The organism is Vreelandella gomseomensis, assembly GCF_031451645.1.
Lineage (GTDB): Bacteria > Pseudomonadota > Gammaproteobacteria > Pseudomonadales > Halomonadaceae > Vreelandella > Vreelandella gomseomensis.
The window spans coordinates 101411-116285 of sequence record NZ_JARWAI010000004.1 but is presented as its reverse complement, the minus strand read 5'-3'; the positions used below and the strand labels follow the sequence as shown (position 1 = coordinate 116285).

Annotated in this window: 16 protein-coding genes; 10 read left to right on the top strand and 6 right to left on the bottom strand. The window is 58.5% G+C overall.

From position 1 onward, the window contains the following. Position 1 precedes the first annotated feature (1 nt). The 3 genes from nqrE (at position 2) to nqrM (ending at position 2304) form a co-directional block, all read left to right on the top strand. Positions 2 to 619 carry an NADH:ubiquinone reductase (Na(+)-transporting) subunit E gene (nqrE, locus tag QC815_RS06390; RefSeq protein ID WP_230448009.1) on the top strand — a complete coding sequence of 206 codons (618 nt, stop codon included), beginning with the start codon at positions 2 to 4 and terminating at the stop codon, positions 617 to 619. A 73-nt stretch (positions 620 to 692) separates the two neighbouring features. Next, positions 693 to 1925 carry an NADH:ubiquinone reductase (Na(+)-transporting) subunit F gene (nqrF, locus tag QC815_RS06385; RefSeq protein WP_230448010.1) on the top strand — a complete coding sequence of 411 codons (1233 nt, stop codon included), beginning with the start codon at positions 693 to 695 and terminating at the stop codon, positions 1923 to 1925. Positions 1926 to 2049: 124 nt separating this feature from the next. Then, positions 2050 to 2304: a (Na+)-NQR maturation NqrM gene (gene nqrM / locus QC815_RS06380; RefSeq protein ID WP_027335942.1), complete on the top strand. Its 255-nt coding sequence runs from the start codon at positions 2050 to 2052 to the stop codon at positions 2302 to 2304. A gap of 66 nt (positions 2305 to 2370) precedes the next feature. Here the strand turns inward: nqrM and QC815_RS06375 are convergent, their stop codons facing one another. The 5 genes from QC815_RS06375 to leuS form a co-directional block, all read right to left on the bottom strand. Continuing rightward, a complete protein-coding gene (locus tag QC815_RS06375; protein WP_309767553.1) occupies positions 2371 to 3303 on the bottom strand; it encodes a PA2778 family cysteine peptidase in 933 nt (310 codons plus the stop codon). A gap of 3 nt (positions 3304 to 3306) precedes the next feature. Further along, the gene (locus tag QC815_RS06370; protein ID WP_230448012.1) at positions 3307 to 3705 is read right to left on the bottom strand and encodes a PA2779 family protein; all 399 of its coding nucleotides are present in this window, start codon (positions 3703 to 3705) and stop codon (positions 3307 to 3309) included. A 167-nt stretch (positions 3706 to 3872) separates the two neighbouring features. Next, the gene (holA, locus tag QC815_RS06365) at positions 3873 to 4940 is read right to left on the bottom strand and encodes a DNA polymerase III subunit delta (RefSeq protein ID WP_309767548.1); all 1068 of its coding nucleotides are present in this window, start codon (positions 4938 to 4940) and stop codon (positions 3873 to 3875) included. Beyond that, entirely contained in the window at positions 4937 to 5422 is a 486-nt protein-coding gene (locus tag QC815_RS06360) for an LPS-assembly lipoprotein LptE (protein WP_309767546.1), read from the bottom strand. The genes holA and QC815_RS06360 overlap by 4 nt, the downstream gene beginning before the upstream one ends. Then, positions 5419 to 8004, bottom strand: a complete 2586-nt coding sequence (leuS, locus tag QC815_RS06355; protein ID WP_309767543.1) for a leucine--tRNA ligase — start codon at positions 8002 to 8004, stop codon at positions 5419 to 5421. The genes QC815_RS06360 and leuS overlap by 4 nt, the downstream gene beginning before the upstream one ends. 161 nt (positions 8005 to 8165) lie before the next feature. Between leuS and QC815_RS06350 the strand changes: the two genes are divergently transcribed. Beyond that, positions 8166 to 8687, top strand: a complete 522-nt coding sequence (locus QC815_RS06350; RefSeq protein WP_309767541.1) for a zinc ribbon-containing protein — start codon at positions 8166 to 8168, stop codon at positions 8685 to 8687. Between the two features lie 7 nt (positions 8688 to 8694). On the opposite strand, the gene QC815_RS06345 is transcribed toward QC815_RS06350, so the two are convergent. After that, a complete protein-coding gene (locus QC815_RS06345; protein ID WP_309767539.1) occupies positions 8695 to 10008 on the bottom strand; it encodes a hypothetical protein in 1314 nt (437 codons plus the stop codon). A gap of 1084 nt (positions 10009 to 11092) precedes the next feature. On the opposite strand from QC815_RS06345, the gene QC815_RS06340 reads away from it, so the two are divergent. The 6 genes from QC815_RS06340 to QC815_RS06315 all read left to right on the top strand — a co-directional run bounded on the left by QC815_RS06340 (position 11093) and on the right by QC815_RS06315 (position 14856). Beyond that, positions 11093 to 11635, top strand: a complete 543-nt coding sequence (locus tag QC815_RS06340; protein ID WP_230448018.1) for a macro domain-containing protein — start codon at positions 11093 to 11095, stop codon at positions 11633 to 11635. Positions 11636 to 11711: 76 nt separating this feature from the next. Beyond that, positions 11712 to 12131 carry a GFA family protein gene (locus tag QC815_RS06335; protein ID WP_309767537.1) on the top strand — a complete coding sequence of 140 codons (420 nt, stop codon included), beginning with the start codon at positions 11712 to 11714 and terminating at the stop codon, positions 12129 to 12131. Positions 12132 to 12198: 67 nt separating this feature from the next. Then, entirely contained in the window at positions 12199 to 12675 is a 477-nt protein-coding gene (locus QC815_RS06330; protein ID WP_309767535.1) for an OsmC family protein, read from the top strand. A gap of 55 nt (positions 12676 to 12730) precedes the next feature. Continuing rightward, on the top strand, positions 12731 to 13357 hold the full coding sequence (locus QC815_RS06325; protein WP_309767533.1) for an HD domain-containing protein: 627 nt from the start codon (positions 12731 to 12733) through the stop codon (positions 13355 to 13357). 126 nt (positions 13358 to 13483) lie between these two features. Continuing rightward, a complete protein-coding gene (cysE, locus tag QC815_RS06320; protein ID WP_309767531.1) occupies positions 13484 to 14278 on the top strand; it encodes a serine O-acetyltransferase in 795 nt (264 codons plus the stop codon). A gap of 77 nt (positions 14279 to 14355) precedes the next feature. Next, positions 14356 to 14856, top strand: a complete 501-nt coding sequence (locus QC815_RS06315; RefSeq protein ID WP_230448023.1) for a hypothetical protein — start codon at positions 14356 to 14358, stop codon at positions 14854 to 14856. The last annotated feature ends 19 nt before the right edge of the window (positions 14857 to 14875 follow it).

Genomic DNA, 14875 nt, shown 5'->3' with positions numbered 1-14875 from the left:
CATGGAACACTATCTGAGCCTTTTCGTTGCTTCGGTCTTCGTCGAGAACATGGCGTTGGCCTTTTTCCTCGGCATGTGTACCTTCCTGGCGGTTTCCAAGAAGGTATCGTCGGCGATTGGTCTGGGCATTGCGGTTATTGTCGTACTCACCGTCACGGTGCCGGTCAACAACCTGGTGTTCACCTACCTGTTGCAGGAAGGAGCGCTTACCTGGACTGGCATCAGCGGTGCCGAGAACATTGACCTCTCGTTCCTGGGCCTTCTGAGCTACATCGGCGTCATCGCTGCCCTTGTCCAGATCATGGAAATGTTCCTGGATAAGTACGTGCCTTCGCTGTACAACGCGCTGGGCGTGTTCCTGCCGCTGATCACGGTGAATTGCGCCATCCTGGGTGGCGTACTGTTCATGGTCGAGCGTAGCTACAACTTTGGTGAATCGGTTGTCTATGGGTTCGGTGCCGGTACCGGTTGGGCGCTGGCGATTGCGGCCCTTGCAGGTATCCGTGAAAAGCTCAAGTACAGCGATGTGCCAGGCGGCTTGCAGGGCCTGGGCATCACCTTTATCACCGTAGGGTTGATGTCATTGGGCTTTATGTCCTTCTCAGGCATTCAGCTTTAATCGGAGCCGGTTTTCTCGGCGCTGCCAAGGTAGCGCCGGGGCAAAGAAAACCCTTCAGCAATAGGAAACCGACATGGTTGATACAGCTGTCATCTTGCTCGGTGTTGTCATGTTCACGGTCATCGTCATCAGCTTGACGGCGATCATTCTGGCAGCGCGCAGCAAGCTTGTGAGTAGTGGGGACGTGACCATTGAGGTCAACGAAGACCCGGAACATACCCTGAAAACCCAGGCGGGCGGTAAGCTGCTGAACACCCTGGCGGCCAACGGTATCTTTCTTTCTTCAGCGTGCGGCGGCGGCGGTTCCTGCGCCCAGTGCAAGTGCCGGGTAGAAGAGGGCGGCGGTTCCATCCTGCCCACCGAAGAATCGCACTTCACCATGCGCGAGAAGAAGGAAGGCTGGCGCCTGTCCTGCCAGGTGCCCGTCAAGCAGGACATGAAGATCGAAGTGCCTGAAGAGGTGTTCGGCGTCAAGAAGTGGGAATGCGAGGTCATCGACAACCCCAACGTCGCTACCTTTATCAAGGAGCTGAACCTGAAGCTTCCCGAAGGCGAAGAAGTTGCTTTCCGTGCCGGCGGTTACGTCCAGCTCGTGGCGCCGCCCTACGATATCAAGTTTTCCGACTTCGATATTGAGGAAGAATACCGGGGCGATTGGGAAAAGTTCGATCTCTTCAAGGTGGCCCACAAGAACGATGAGGAAATCATTCGCGCTTATTCAATGGCGAACTACCCTGATGAGAAGGGTATCCTCAAGTTCAACATTCGTATCGCGACACCGCCTCCCGGCACCAGCCATCCCCCGGGCTTGATGTCTACCTATGTCTTCAACTTGAAGCCGGGTGACAAGGTTACCGTGATGGGGCCGTTTGGTGAGTTCTTCGCCAAGGATACCGACGCCGAGATGATCTTTATCGGCGGTGGTGCCGGTATGGCACCGATGCGCAGCCATATCTTCGACCAGCTCAAGCGGTTGAAAACCGATCGTAAAATTTCATTCTGGTACGGTGCGCGCTCATGGCGTGAAACCTTCTACAATGAAGAATACGATCAACTGGCCGAAGAGTTCCCCAACTTTGATTGGCACCTGGCACTGTCCGACCCGTTGCCCGAAGACAACTGGGAAGGGCCGACGGGCTTCATTCACAACGTACTCTACGAAAACTATCTCAAGGACCATCCGGCCCCTGAAGATTGCGAGTACTACATGTGTGGGCCGCCCATGATGAACGCCTCGGTGATCAAGCTGTTGCTTGACCTGGGTGTGGAGCCGGAAAACATCATGCTGGATGATTTCGGCGGATAATCTCCACCATCGAGTCGTTACGGGGCTGGCCACTGGCTGGCCCCGTTGTTTTTCGCGCCAGGTATTGAGGCACTAATCCGGCTTTTTACTGTCCATGGGGTAGCCCCATCGAGAGGAGGTAATTATGGCCATCTGGCTACTGGTTTTTGGATTCATGGCGTTGATCATGATCGTCATGGCAGTGGGGGTCATCATGGGCCGTAAGCCCATTGCCGGTTCCTGCGGTGGTCTAAATCAGATCGGCATGAAGGACGGCTGCGATATCTGCGGCGGCAAAGATGACGTTTGCGAGGAAGAAAACCGCAAGCGCGGTAGTGCGCGTCGTCGCAGCGATGAGAGCCGTGGCGCAGACCTGGGTTATAACGCCGCCCGTCGCTAATCGCTAACTCACTTTAATGACTATGAAACGCCGTGGCATTCCCGCGGCGTTTTGCTGTGTGGTGAGTTAACGCTCATCCAGCAACGACTGGGCCCGTGCTTGCCAGCTGCCTTCAATGGCGGCGGCTTTGCTCAGCGCCTCGCGGGCTGCGGCGGTGTGTCCCTGCTGACGTTGTATAAGCCCCAAGTTCATCCAGGCTGCTCCCATGTTCGGATCAATCCGGGTAGCCGCCTTGAAGGCATCCAGCGCCTTGTCGGGCTGACCGTCGGCGTAGTAGCCATTGCCCAGGGCAAAGCGGGCAAACGCATGCTCGGGGTAACGCGCGACCAACGCCTGCCAACTGCTCAGCGCCGCCTCGGGGCCGTGTGACTCTTCATAAGCGCTGATGGCATTGACGGCGTGGCGTGCGGTAATGCCTTCTGGCAGGGTGCCCGGTTTGGCGACCACAACCCCCCACCGATCGGTTCGTGCCCAGGTAGCATCAAAGCGACTGAAGGACATGCTGTGCCGCTTGATTTCACCGCTGCGCAGGGTCAGGATGTCTTCGTCCAGGTCGTAGCCAATTGCCACCGCGTAATGCCACATGGGAAACGCTGGAAGCGATAGGTTTTGCATAACGAGCACCGGGTCGCCTGCCGCCAGATGCTGGAGGAGCGCGTCGAAGGTGGCGCGAATGGGGAACGCCAGCCGTTCGTGGCGACGCACGGTTGCCAGCATTTCCGGCTGGACGCTGCCTTCGCGGTCGGGGATGAATACCTGGGGGATCAGCGTCTCGACGTCGGTCTCCACGCCCTGGTGGGTGAGCACCATGGCAAGCGCCGCCGGGCCGCACTGATATTTGGTCTGGGCGTAGAAAGGCACCTCGCTGAGCTCGCTTTGGCGGGGGAGCCGTTGTTCGGTGCTATCGCGCAGTTGCGGCGCGCTGGCGCAGGCGGAAAGCAGACTGAGTAACAGTAAAACGCCCGCGAGGCGGGCGTTTTGAAGCCGATAACGTTTCATGGCTTAGCGCGTGAACGGATAGACGTCGGTAAGGCCGAGGATGTCGGTGACCAGCAGAATCACGAACACCGCAAACAGGGCGCCAACAACGCCGGCACCGGCCGGCAGTTCTTCCAACTGGTTGGCCATCTGCTGCGCTTCGGCATCGCTCAGTGCGGCGACGCGTGCGTCTACATCGTCCAGGTCAACGCCCTGATCGACGAGGGCTTCCTGGATATCGGCGCGGTTGAGCAGCTGGTGGATGCGTTCGCGGTCGGCCTGGCCGCTATCGTTGGCCAACACGGATTGGGTGCTGACCAGGTCCGTCGAGGGTGAAGCCGCCGGTGCGGCCGCCACGGGAAGGCTGGTAATGACCAGGGCGGCAATCAGCAGCGTCGAGAGGTAGGCACGTATCGTTTTCATCGTCTTGATCCTTAGACTTTTATAGGGATATAGGCAAGCACTGTAGGCTTGTCAAAAGAGTATAGGAATAATTCAGTACTTTATTAAGCGAGGTGTACGCTTTGGCACTGATAATTCACGGTTCGTGCTTATTTCGAGTGAATGATGATGGCGTCCGGCGTCAGGGCTTAGACGTTGGGGGCAACGCGATACGTCCAGGCGGATTCCGCGAGCAGGCCGCGTCCGCCCGCCATGGTCATCGCCAGGTCGTGCAAACCAGGCCACAACGGCACCGGGGATGCACCTTTAACCGCCAGGTCGAGGCGCTGGGCCATCAATAACAGCTTATGCAAACGCTTCATGGGCAGTCGCTGCACGGCCTTCTGGTAGCCGGGGCGGCGCTTGTCGAAGATCATTGGCTTCTGCGCCTTGCAGGCATGCTCAAAGCTTTGCCCCTGATCCAGATGCTGGTGAAGCGACAGCAAGGTACGCAACTCGCGGGTCAGGGCCCAAAGCACGATGGGCGCTTCCACGCCTTCACCGCGCAGCCCGGTGATTATCCGCGAGACACGGCTAGGCTCGCCTTTCAGGCAGGCATCGGCCAGGGTGAAGACATCAAAGCGCGTGCTGTCCTCCACGCCCTGAGCGATGCTATGCGCATCCAGCCGTGTGCCCTGGGGGTGAATCAGCGCCAGTTTCTGCATGGCTTGATCGGCGGCCAGCAGGTTGCCCTCGGTACGCTCACCGAGCAGGCGGGCGGCGTCCAGATCGATCTGCAGGCCATGGAGTGAAGCGCGATCGCGCAGCCAGTACCCCAGCCGCGATACATCTACCGGCCAAACCGGGACGAAAAGTCCATGCTTGTCCAGCGCCTTGAACCAAGCGCTTTTTTGCTGCTTCGCATCCAGTTTGCCCATGCTGATCAACAGCAGGTCATCGTTGTTGCCCAGGTGCTGGGCATATTCCGCAAGCGCTTTGCTGCCTTCCTGACCAAGCTTGTGGTTGCCGAGGCGAAGTTCTAGCAGCTTATTGGTAGCAAATAGCGACAGGTTGCTGGCCACTTCCAGCAGCCGGCCCCAGGCAAAATTGGGCTCGACATCCAGCACTTCGCGCTCTTCGATACCGGCCTTGCGGGCGGCGGCTCTCACCGCGTCGCAGGCGTCGCGGTGCTGCAAGGGTTCGTCGCCGGCCACGATCACCACCTTGGGCAGTGATTTGGCAAGCGCGGCGGGTAATTGATCGGCGAAGACTTTCACGAAGCGTTATTCAACGAGCTGAGGCGTTCGATAATGCGCTCTGCCAACTCACGGTTCAGCGTCTGTTCGGCTTCGCTGAACAGGCTTTCCCGGTTGAGCAGGTCATCGTCGCTGACGCGGATGCGCGTACTGACCGACACTGTCTCGCTATTGAGCAGATAGGCGTTATCATCCCGGCGCTGTACCGAGATAGTGCTGCTCAACGTCAGGTCATGGTCACGGCTGCCATAGCCGATGCCGCCCAGACGCCGCTCGTCCAGGGTCGGCGAGCCAAGCGTGACACGCCAATCGACGCTGTCGCCCGAGGAACTACGTTGCTCGAGACGGGCGGCCAGTTGGCGGGCCATGTCGTTGTTGGTATCGCCCTCGAGGGTCAGCGGCGGCAGGCTGGGCATAGGGCCGCGTAGTCGAAAACCGCACGCGCTGAGGAGCACGGCCGCTGAGGCGGCCATGCTGGTGGCTAAAAAAGACCGACGGTTCATCCGCTCACCACTATGTTGACCAGCTTGCCCGGCACCACGATGACCTTGCGCACCGTTTTGTCTTCCAGGTGACGCTGGACGTTTTCGTTTTCCATTGCCAACTGCTCGATGGCGGATTTGTCGGCGCTCGCCGGCGCTTCCAGGCGGGCGCGCAGCTTGCCGTTGACCTGCACCACCAGTTCGATGGAGTCGCGGGTCAGTGCCGCTTCATCGACGGATGGCCATGGGGTCTCGATCGCCGGGGTCGCGTGGCCGAGCTGCTGCCACAGGCGATGGCAAAGGTGCGGCGTGATCGGTGCCAGCAGCAATACGCAGGCTTCCAGTGCCTCACGGCTCACCGCAAGCCCCTGGGCCGAGTCGTCCTCGAAGCGGGCCAGGGCGTTGGACAGCTCCATCACCGCTGCAATGGCGGTATTGAAGGTCGTCCGGCGGCCAATGTCGTCGCTGGCTTTCTTGATGGTTTCATGGGTTTTGCGGCGCAGTGCCTTCTGGTCGTCATCGAGCGCGGCCACGTCCAGCTTGCCCGGCGAACCGGCTTCAAGGTGCTCGTGAACCTGACGCCACATGCGCTTCAGGAAGCGGTGGGCACCTTCCACGCCGGAATCCGACCACTCCAGCGACTGCTCGGGGGGCGCGGCGAACATCATGAACAAGCGAACGGTGTCGGCGCCGAACTTGTCGATCATCGACTGCGGGTCAACGCCGTTGTTCTTCGACTTGGACATCTTCTCGATGCCGCCCATTTCCACCGGCTGGCCGTCGCTCATCAGGATCGCACTCAGCGGGCGGCCCTTCTCGTCGCGCTTGACTTCCACGTCGGCGGGGTTGAACCACTCCTTGCCGCCGTTATCGGTGGGGCGGTAGTAGGTTTCGGCGATCACCATGCCCTGGGTCAGCAGCTGCTGGAACGGCTCGTCGGAATCGACCAAGCCGAAATCGCGCATCAGCTTGTGGAAGAAGCGGGCGTAGAGCAGGTGCAGGATGGCGTGCTCGATCCCGCCGATATACAGATCCACCGGCAGCCAGTAGTTGGCGCGCTCATCAAGCATCGCCTCGTGGTTGTCCGCGCAGCAGAAGCGCGCGAAGTACCACGAAGACTCCATGAAGGTGTCGAAGGTGTCGGTCTCCCGGGTCCAGCCGTCGCCCAGGTCGGAAAACTCGGGCATCTTCTTGAGCGGCGACCCGGAGGCATCGACGGTGACTTCCATCGGCAGCTCAACGGGCAGTTCGTCGTCGGTGAGCGGCACGGTCTGGCCTTCGGGGCCGTATTTGACCGGAATTGGCGCGCCCCAGTAGCGCTGGCGGGCCACGCCCCAGTCGCGCAGGCGGTAGTTGGTTTTCACCTCGCCGCAGTTCATCTCGACCAGTCGGGCGGCGATGGCGTCGAACGCGGCCTCAAAGCCCAGGCCGTCAAATTCGCCGGAGTTGATCAGCGTGCCGTGCTCGACGTAGGCGCCCAGGGAAAGATCCGGGGTATTGCCGTGTTCATCGGCGATGACCGGCTTGATCTCGATGCCGTACTTGGTGGCAAACTCCCAGTCGCGCTGGTCGTGAGCGGGCACGGCCATCACCGCCCCGGTGCCGAACTCCATCAGCACGAAGTTGGCCACAAAGACGGGCACTTCGTTGCCGGTGAGCGGATGAATGGCCTTGAAGCCCGTGGGCAGACCCTTTTTCTCCTTGGTGGCCATTTCGGCTTCCGAGGTGCCGCCCCGGGCGCACTCCTCGCGGAAGGCCTGCAGCTCGGCATTGCCTTCAGCGGCCTGTTTGGCCAGCGGATGATCGGCGGCCACGGCCATGTAGGTAACGCCGAACAGCGTATCCGGGCGCGTGGTGTAGACCGAAAGTGGCTCGCCGCTCGAGCCGTCGGGGGCCTTGATGTCGAAAGACAACTCGACGCCCTGGGACTTGCCGATCCAGTTGCGCTGCATGGTCTTGACCTGCTCGGGCCACTCGACGTTGTCGAGATCCGCCAGCAGCTCATCGGCGTAGTCGGTGATCTTCAAAAACCACAGCGGGATTTCCTTGCGCTCGACCAAGGCGCCGGAACGCCAGCCGCGGCCCTCGATGACCTGCTCGTTGGCCAATACGGTCTGGTCGACCGGGTCCCAGTTGACCGTCGACATCTTCTTGTACACCAGGCCCTTTTCCACCAGCTTGGTGAAGAACCACTGCTCCCAGCGGTAATAACTGGTATCGCAGGTGGCGAACTCACGGTTCCAGTCGTAGGCAAAGCCAAGGGCTTTCAACTGGTTGCGCATGTAATCGATGTTCTGGTACGTCCACTTGGCGGGCGGCACCTGGTTTTGAATCGCGGCGTTTTCCGCCGGCATGCCGAACGCATCCCAACCCATGGGCTGCATGACATTCTTGCCCTGCATGCGCTGGAAGCGGGACACCACGTCGCCGATAGTGTAGTTACGCACGTGGCCCATGTGCAGCTTGCCGCTGGGGTAGGGGAACATCGAAAGGCAGTAAAACTTTTCGCGGTTCGCGTCCTCTACTGCTTTAAAGCATTGATGTTTATCCCAATATTGTTGGGCGTCGCGTTCAATTTCACGAGGGCTGTAGTGTGCGTCCATCGGTTTATTTAATGCCTTGGCGTATCGCCCAAGTTGGGCGCAAAGTGAATGTTAGATGACGACTGTCAGATTAGTGGCGTCGATTGTATCCTATGCAGGTGTATCCTTGAACGGCTAGGCCATGATAGGTCACACCGCGCGTCGACAAAAGGAGAGGGACCATGAGTGAACAACACAACGACCATCGCCTACGCGAAGGCTACGAGCGTTTGCTGGAGCGGATGCAGGACGGCGCTGACGAGCTGACCTGGGAAAATCTGCAAAAGGACCTGGACGACGCCGTTGAATTTGAAGCGGAGCTGGAAGAGTACACCAAGGACGAGCTGGCCCTGCTGCGGGCCTGGGTGGAGCGTGACTTGAAAGACATGCGCCACTACATGTCGGATACCGGCAAGCAGGTAGCCCACTGGCTGGGCATCGATATAGACCACCTTACCCGCCGTGTGGCGGAATCGCTGCTTTCGATTGCCGACCGCAGCATCGTCGACCGCGAGCGCTTTGACGACGACCTGGAAGCCGCCCGCGCCGATTATTGCGAAGGCGAGATGGCCGCTCCCGGCCTGATGGCCTGCGTGCACTGCGATGCCCAGGTGATGCTGGAAAATGTTGCGCGTCTGGAACCCTGCCACCAGTGCGGCCATCGCTACTTCTACCGTTTCCCCGGTAAAATCGTCGAAACCTGATACGCCGCTAGCCGACGACCAAACTGACGCCTGCGATCGCCCCCAGCGAGAGCAGGCTCAGGACAGCCGCGTACAGCAGGTTGTTGGTCATCATCCGGTAGCCGCTCACCCCGTAGCGGCCCTGAAGGGACAGGTTGATGCCCGACAGCGGCCCCACGCTGGTACCCACCGCCCACGAGCTCAACGCCACAAAGGCAAACAGCGTTTGCTCGCCGCCCTCCAGGTTGAGTATCGAGGCCAATACCGACACGCCGATAATCGGGTGCAACCCGGCCAGTGCGCTCAGTGAGATGGCGGCGAAGCTGATCATCGCCTGGGGCGTGCCAAAGTCCGTAAACAGGGTCCAGTCGCTACCCGCCGCGGCCGATACCAGGGTAGAAAGCCCCAGGGTCAATAACCCCGCCGCCAGGAACAGCGACACCTCGCCGCGCATGGCAGGCAAGCGGGTGAGGGAATGCTGGCGGATGCGCCGCAGGGTAAAACGCGGCCCCTCGCGCAGGTTGCTCAGCACGGCAACGGCTGGCAGCAGGAAAGTAATGATGCTGACAATGGTCAGCGACGGCGTCAGCCAGAAGTGAAACAGCATCACCAGCGCCGCCATGCCCACGGGCATCAGCAGGCTGCGCGGTGCCAGCGAATAACCATCCACCTCGCGCAGGTCAAACCGCCGCCGCAACTCCAGCGTGGTGAACAACCCCGCCATCATCGCCAGGGGAAAGCCCGCCAGGGCAATGTGCGCGTACTCGACGTCCGGCACCAGCGAGATCACCAGGCCCATCGAGGCGAAAAACGGCGACCACAGCGCGGCGCTGGAAAGCCCACGGTTAAGCGCCAACAACTGCGGCATCTTAAGCGGCCCGCGCCGCGCCAGCTTGTCGCCAACCATCAGCACGGTGGAAAGATTCAGGATCGTGCCCAGAAAATGCACGCCCAGCCAGGTGCGTAGCACGCCACCCGCGCCGGTCACGCGACTTCCCGAGGCACCTTTGCTGCCTTGCTTGCCAATCAGCGTAATAAAACTCACGCCCACCAGCATGGCCACCACGAACACGTTGCCCTGCAACATGGCAGGCCAATCAACCTCAGCGCCGTAAACAAACCGCGCCACCAACAGCATGCCCGCGCCCAGGGCAATCAACACCCCCGCCTGGATGCGCGAACGCCTGGGAATATCCCGCCACAGCAACAGTACCGCCGCCCACAGCACATAGCTCACCGCCTGAGTGGTCGCCGCCCAGCCGCTAAACCCCACTATTTGCACTACCAAACCAAGCAAAATCAGCACGCCCGCCAAGCGCTGCCGAGAAGTCGTCTCTTGCATCTCAATCCCTTACTGGTTGAGTTAGCAGGCTAATCGGGTTTGCGAGAGAAGGCTAGTGCTGACCCGCCCTTCAAGGCCGGACGAGGGTGTTGGATATCCTCTATCGGCACCACACCAATGTAGAAGATCGACTTGTCGGGCGATGAACAGGCCACAGCCACCAGCCGTGTTCCTAGACGAGCAGAAGCCTCGTCCCTACATCCAAAAAAATGCACATTACCAAGCACCATCTTCTATAGGTACGCCGTCGCATGTAGCGCCCAGTAAATTTTTACGCGCGGTACGTGACCTAAGCAAAATTTATGAATAGAGTATGATGAAACAGAGCAAAACGAGCGGGCACGCGAATTTTGGATATGCTGCCACGCATTCTATAAATAAGATATAAAACAGTGGCTTATAAAAATTAGCTGGCTACATAACATCAATAACCGCGCAGGCTCGTTTATTGATGTTATGTGGCGGGCTTTAGACAGGGGCTGTTAAAGGCCTGGCTGTCGTGTTCTTGGGTATGGTGTTTGGCTCCGGTTTCAATGGTTGCCCGCAGGCAGAAAACAGCCCTCAGTCGGACAACGGTTTTGGCCGGTAATCTGGTGTACAGGTCGCGGGGCAATCCGTCGAATCCGCCGGGCAAATTCGGTCATTCGGTGCTCTGGCTCCTAGCGCAATGGGTCAAGTTGGTACAAGGTATCGGGAGTAGGCATTCGGAATTGGGTGCCAAAACAAAACAACGGGTAAACGGCCCTTAACCAGGCGGTCAACCGGACACCATATCCCTTGCGGGCTATGGTTCCCTGCGCTTCGCTCCGGTGCCGGTTACCGCTAGCGTTAGCGCTGGAAAATATGATCCACGAACCGATTGCTCTCATCATCATCGACATGCAGCGCGGCATGAAAGCACCCGATACCGGGGAGAGATAATGCTGGTGCCGCGATTAATGAGATTCGCGAAGCCAGTGCGATCACTCAGGGCAATGCATGAACCAAAGCGCTTTTTCAGTCTACACTTTCAGTATTTGCCGCAGTCACTAAGGCGCTGCATCAGTAGGGGCTTTGTGATACGTGGCAACAGACGGAGGAGCCTATGAGCGACAATCGCATCAGCGTGCAGTGCGTGGTGGGCGATATTGCCCAACAGCCCGATGTCGATGCCGTGGTCAATGCTGCCAATGCGCAATTGAGAACCGGCGGTGGCGTCGCCGGGGCGCTTCATCGCGCTGCCGGGCCAGGCTTGGCGGAAGAAGGGCGGCCGATGGCGCCTATCGTACCTGGGCAAGCGGTACTCACTGGTGGCCATGACCTGCCTAACCGGTGGGTGATTCATTGTCTGGGCCCGGTGTATGGCGTGGACAAGCCCGAGGGTCAACTGCTGGCAGACTGCTACCGTAATGCGCTGGAACTGGCCGAGGAGCACGGCATTGAGCGGCTGGCCTGTCCGGCGCTCTCCACTGGCGCCTTTGGCTATCCGGCGGAGCAGGCCGCACAAGTGTGCGCGACGACCCTTGAAGCCGTACTGCCCACCTTGCACAAAGTGCGCCTGATCCGCTTTGTTTTATTCGATGAAGCGGCCCGGCAAACACTCCACGACGCATTGGCTCACCGCTTGACCATCGATCCGGCGGGCTAGCAACTGCGTTTATTCCCTCATCGAGACAATAGTGGGGGAATCAGAGTTGATTGGAGCACAACTGAAGGAGACCAAGATGGCATCTAACACACAGCTTCAGGGGGCTTGCTTGTGCGGTCTAGTCAGCGTCGCTGTTACCACCAAGAGCAACCATGTCGGCGTTTGTCACTGCTCAATGTGTAGAAAGTGGGGCGGTGGCCCGATGTTTGCGGTTGAGTTTGCCGGTGATGTGGACTTCAAAGGCGCAGAGCATATCTCCACCTTTAGTTCCTCAGAATGGGCCGAGCGTGGTTTCTGCCAGCAGTGTGGCACGCATCTCTTCTATCGCTTAAAGCAGGATGGTCATTACGCGCTTCCCGTTGGTCTTCTTGATGGATCGGATGATTGGCAAATAACCGAGCAAATATTCATCGACCAGAAGCCGCGCTACTATTCGCTGGCAGAAAAAACCAAGCAGCTGACCGGCGAAGAAGTGTTCGCCCAGTATGGTGGATAAAGGCCAACCGACGGGTGCGTCTCCGTTTAAGCGATGAGGCGGGTCATTTCTGAAGAGGAAAGCATCAATGTCAGAAAAAGGTAGGCACGATTATGCCGCTACCGTTGTCTGGACGGGTAATGCAGGCGAGGGTACCAAACATTACCGCGCCTTCTCGCGTGACCACGAGATAACGTGCGCCAGCAAACCGACAATCTTCGGATCGGCAGATCCCGCCTTCCTGGGCGACGCGTCCCGATATAACCCCGAAGAGCTATTGCTAAGCTCGCTCTCGTCATGCCATATGCTTTGGTATCTGCATCTGTGCGCCAACGCTGGCATTACGGTAACGGAGTACATAGACAACGCCACGGGTCGAATGATCGAGACGACCAATGGCAGTGGCTATTTCGAAAGCGTAACGCTGAAGCCACGCATCCGAATAGGGGCGGCTGACGACAGCGAGCTTGCGACATCCCTGCACGATAAAGCGCATTCGTTCTGCTTTATTGCCAATTCCGTCAATTTTGACGTCGGATGTGAGCCTGAGATTCTCACCGGGTAATAGACCTGCCTGATAAGTGCAGGCATTAGCGGTAAATGACGAATAAGGATGTAGCGTGCTAGAGCACTATGAACACCAGTTCATCAGCTTCATTAACGCTGAAATGGAGCAAGACCCGGCGCATGATTTGAATCATGTGTTTAGAGTCGTTAAAACCGCTAAATCGTTATGTGAAATGGAGGGGGCAAAACTTGAAGTGGTTTTGCCGGCCGCGTATTTACATGATTGCTTTTCATTCCCCAAGAATCACCCCGACAGGGCTCGGAGTTCTTTTGTCGCCTCCGAGAAGGCGCTGGATTTCCTGGCGGCCATCGATTATCCATCTGAATATCACAGCGAGATAGGGCATGCGATCGTCGCGCATAGTTACAGCGCGAAGGTACACCCTCAAACGATAGAAGCACAGATTGTACAAGACGCCGATAGGCTGGATTCGCTTGGGGCTATCGGGATTGCAAGGTGCCTTCAGGTGAGCACAGGTTTAGGGGTGGGGCTGTATGACCCAGAAGACCCGTTCTGCGATGTTCGTGCGCCAAATGACCGTGTTAATACGGTTGATCACCTCTATACCAAGCTACTTAACATTGCTGAAACCATGAACACGAAATCTGCCAAGGAAGAGGCGGACAAGAGAACCGCCTTTATGAAGCAGTTTTTGGCTCAGTTAGGCGCTGAAATATAAAGGGAAGCACGTATTCGAAAACCGCGATAAATGGGAATGGCTTGAAGGCAGGTCGGCTCTACTGCCATTGCCAAGCCATCGAGGATCCGGAATACGTCAGTTTTAGACATCAGGAGGTTAAATCACGTGCAGATCGAAGACGCTACCTGGCAGACGTTACGTGAAGAGGTGCGCGCTCTGGCAGGGTCAGAGCCGATCCTGGCGAGCTACCTGCATGCGACGGTGATCAACCATTGCGAGCTGGAAGATTCGCTGTCTTACCTGCTTGCAGGCAAGCTTTCCTCTCCGGATCTCCCCGCCATGAGCCTTCGGGAGGTGATTTCTCAAGCCTTCGCTGACTCCCCCGACATCAGGAAGGCGATCCGCAATGATCTGGCGGCGGCCGCGGATCGTGACCCGGCGGCGCATGGCCTGGCGAATCCTTTTCTGAATCACAAGGGGTTTCACTCGTTGCAGGCGTATCGGGTATCCCACTGGTTCTGGACGAAAGGGCGGCGGTCTCTGGCGCTCTATCTGCAAAGCAGGGTCTCCGAAGTGTTTGCGGTGGATATCAACCCTGCTGCCGTCTTGGGTGATGGGGTATTCATCGACCATGGCAATGGCGTTGTGATCGGTGAGACGGCGGTGGTTGGCGACAATGTATCCATGCTTCAGGGCGTAACGCTAGGTGGCACGGGGAAGGAAGAAGGGGATCGGCACCCCAAGGTTGAGAGTGGCGTCCTGCTGTCGGCAGGTGTCAAAGTGCTTGGCAATATCCGCATTGGCGCTGGATCGAAGGTTGGCGCAGGCAGCGTGGTGCTTCAGGATGTGCCGCCGCATACAACGGTCGTCGGCGTCCCGGCACGAGTCGTCGGTAAGCCAGGCAACGAGCACCCGGCTATTTGCATGGATCAGCGCTGTGAACAGGCAGGCAATAGCTGACCACTGCTGTCGAGAAGCGGCCACCTGCCAAGGCAGTTAGTCAGAATACCAACAACAAGACTCAAGGAGGATCAGCAATGCGTTCGTTAATCACGGGCATCATGCTGTTGCTACTGCTACCCAACCTTGCCCTTGCTGAGCAGCTCTGGGGACCGACCGACGCCGGGATGACGGTAAAGGAAGTGCTGCACGCGGTGGATGGGGCCTACCGGATAGAGGACGGTGGTCGCCTGGCCACCACGGCGGTAGAGGAAGCGCGCAAGGATGATGTGGCGCTCGCTGGTGAAATATTTACCCAGCAGTTTTACTTCATGGACGGCCAACTTACCCAGGTCACCTTCAAGCTGGACGACGCGCGAGATTTCGAGACCAATCTGGGGCTGGTAGAGGCGCTGACGAAAGACCTGCGCGAGCAATATGGCGAGGAAGCGGATGCAGAAACCACCCAGGCCGGCATTATGCGAAAAGCCAACGTGTCCTGGATCGAGGGTAACCGCAAGATTGGTATCTTTCTGATGACCATGGGGCAGAATAATTCGTTGATGAAGGTGAACTACCAGGCTCATTTTGCCGAGTAGCGCCAGAAGGCCCACACTC

Excerpts from the sequence above, each read along its gene's own strand:
- leuS (WP_309767543.1), bottom strand. The coding sequence starts at position 8,004 with ATGGACGCACACTACAGCCCTCGTGAAATTGAACGCGACGCCCAACAA.
- QC815_RS06315 (WP_230448023.1), top strand. The coding sequence starts at position 14,356 with ATGCGTTCGTTAATCACGGGCATCATGCTGTTGCTACTGCTACCCAAC.
- QC815_RS06375 (WP_309767553.1), bottom strand. The coding sequence starts at position 3,303 with ATGAAACGTTATCGGCTTCAAAACGCCCGCCTCGCGGGCGTTTTACTG.
- nqrF (WP_230448010.1), top strand. The coding sequence starts at position 693 with ATGGTTGATACAGCTGTCATCTTGCTCGGTGTTGTCATGTTCACGGTC.
- nqrE (WP_230448009.1), top strand. The coding sequence starts at position 2 with ATGGAACACTATCTGAGCCTTTTCGTTGCTTCGGTCTTCGTCGAGAAC.
- QC815_RS06370 (WP_230448012.1), bottom strand. The coding sequence starts at position 3,705 with ATGAAAACGATACGTGCCTACCTCTCGACGCTGCTGATTGCCGCCCTG.
- QC815_RS06345 (WP_309767539.1), bottom strand. The coding sequence starts at position 10,008 with ATGCAAGAGACGACTTCTCGGCAGCGCTTGGCGGGCGTGCTGATTTTG.
- QC815_RS06335 (WP_309767537.1), top strand. The coding sequence starts at position 11,712 with ATGGCATCTAACACACAGCTTCAGGGGGCTTGCTTGTGCGGTCTAGTC.
- QC815_RS06340 (WP_230448018.1), top strand. The coding sequence starts at position 11,093 with ATGAGCGACAATCGCATCAGCGTGCAGTGCGTGGTGGGCGATATTGCC.
- QC815_RS06350 (WP_309767541.1), top strand. The coding sequence starts at position 8,166 with ATGAGTGAACAACACAACGACCATCGCCTACGCGAAGGCTACGAGCGT.
- QC815_RS06360 (WP_309767546.1), bottom strand. The coding sequence starts at position 5,422 with ATGAACCGTCGGTCTTTTTTAGCCACCAGCATGGCCGCCTCAGCGGCC.
- QC815_RS06330 (WP_309767535.1), top strand. The coding sequence starts at position 12,199 with ATGTCAGAAAAAGGTAGGCACGATTATGCCGCTACCGTTGTCTGGACG.
- nqrM (WP_027335942.1), top strand. The coding sequence starts at position 2,050 with ATGGCCATCTGGCTACTGGTTTTTGGATTCATGGCGTTGATCATGATC.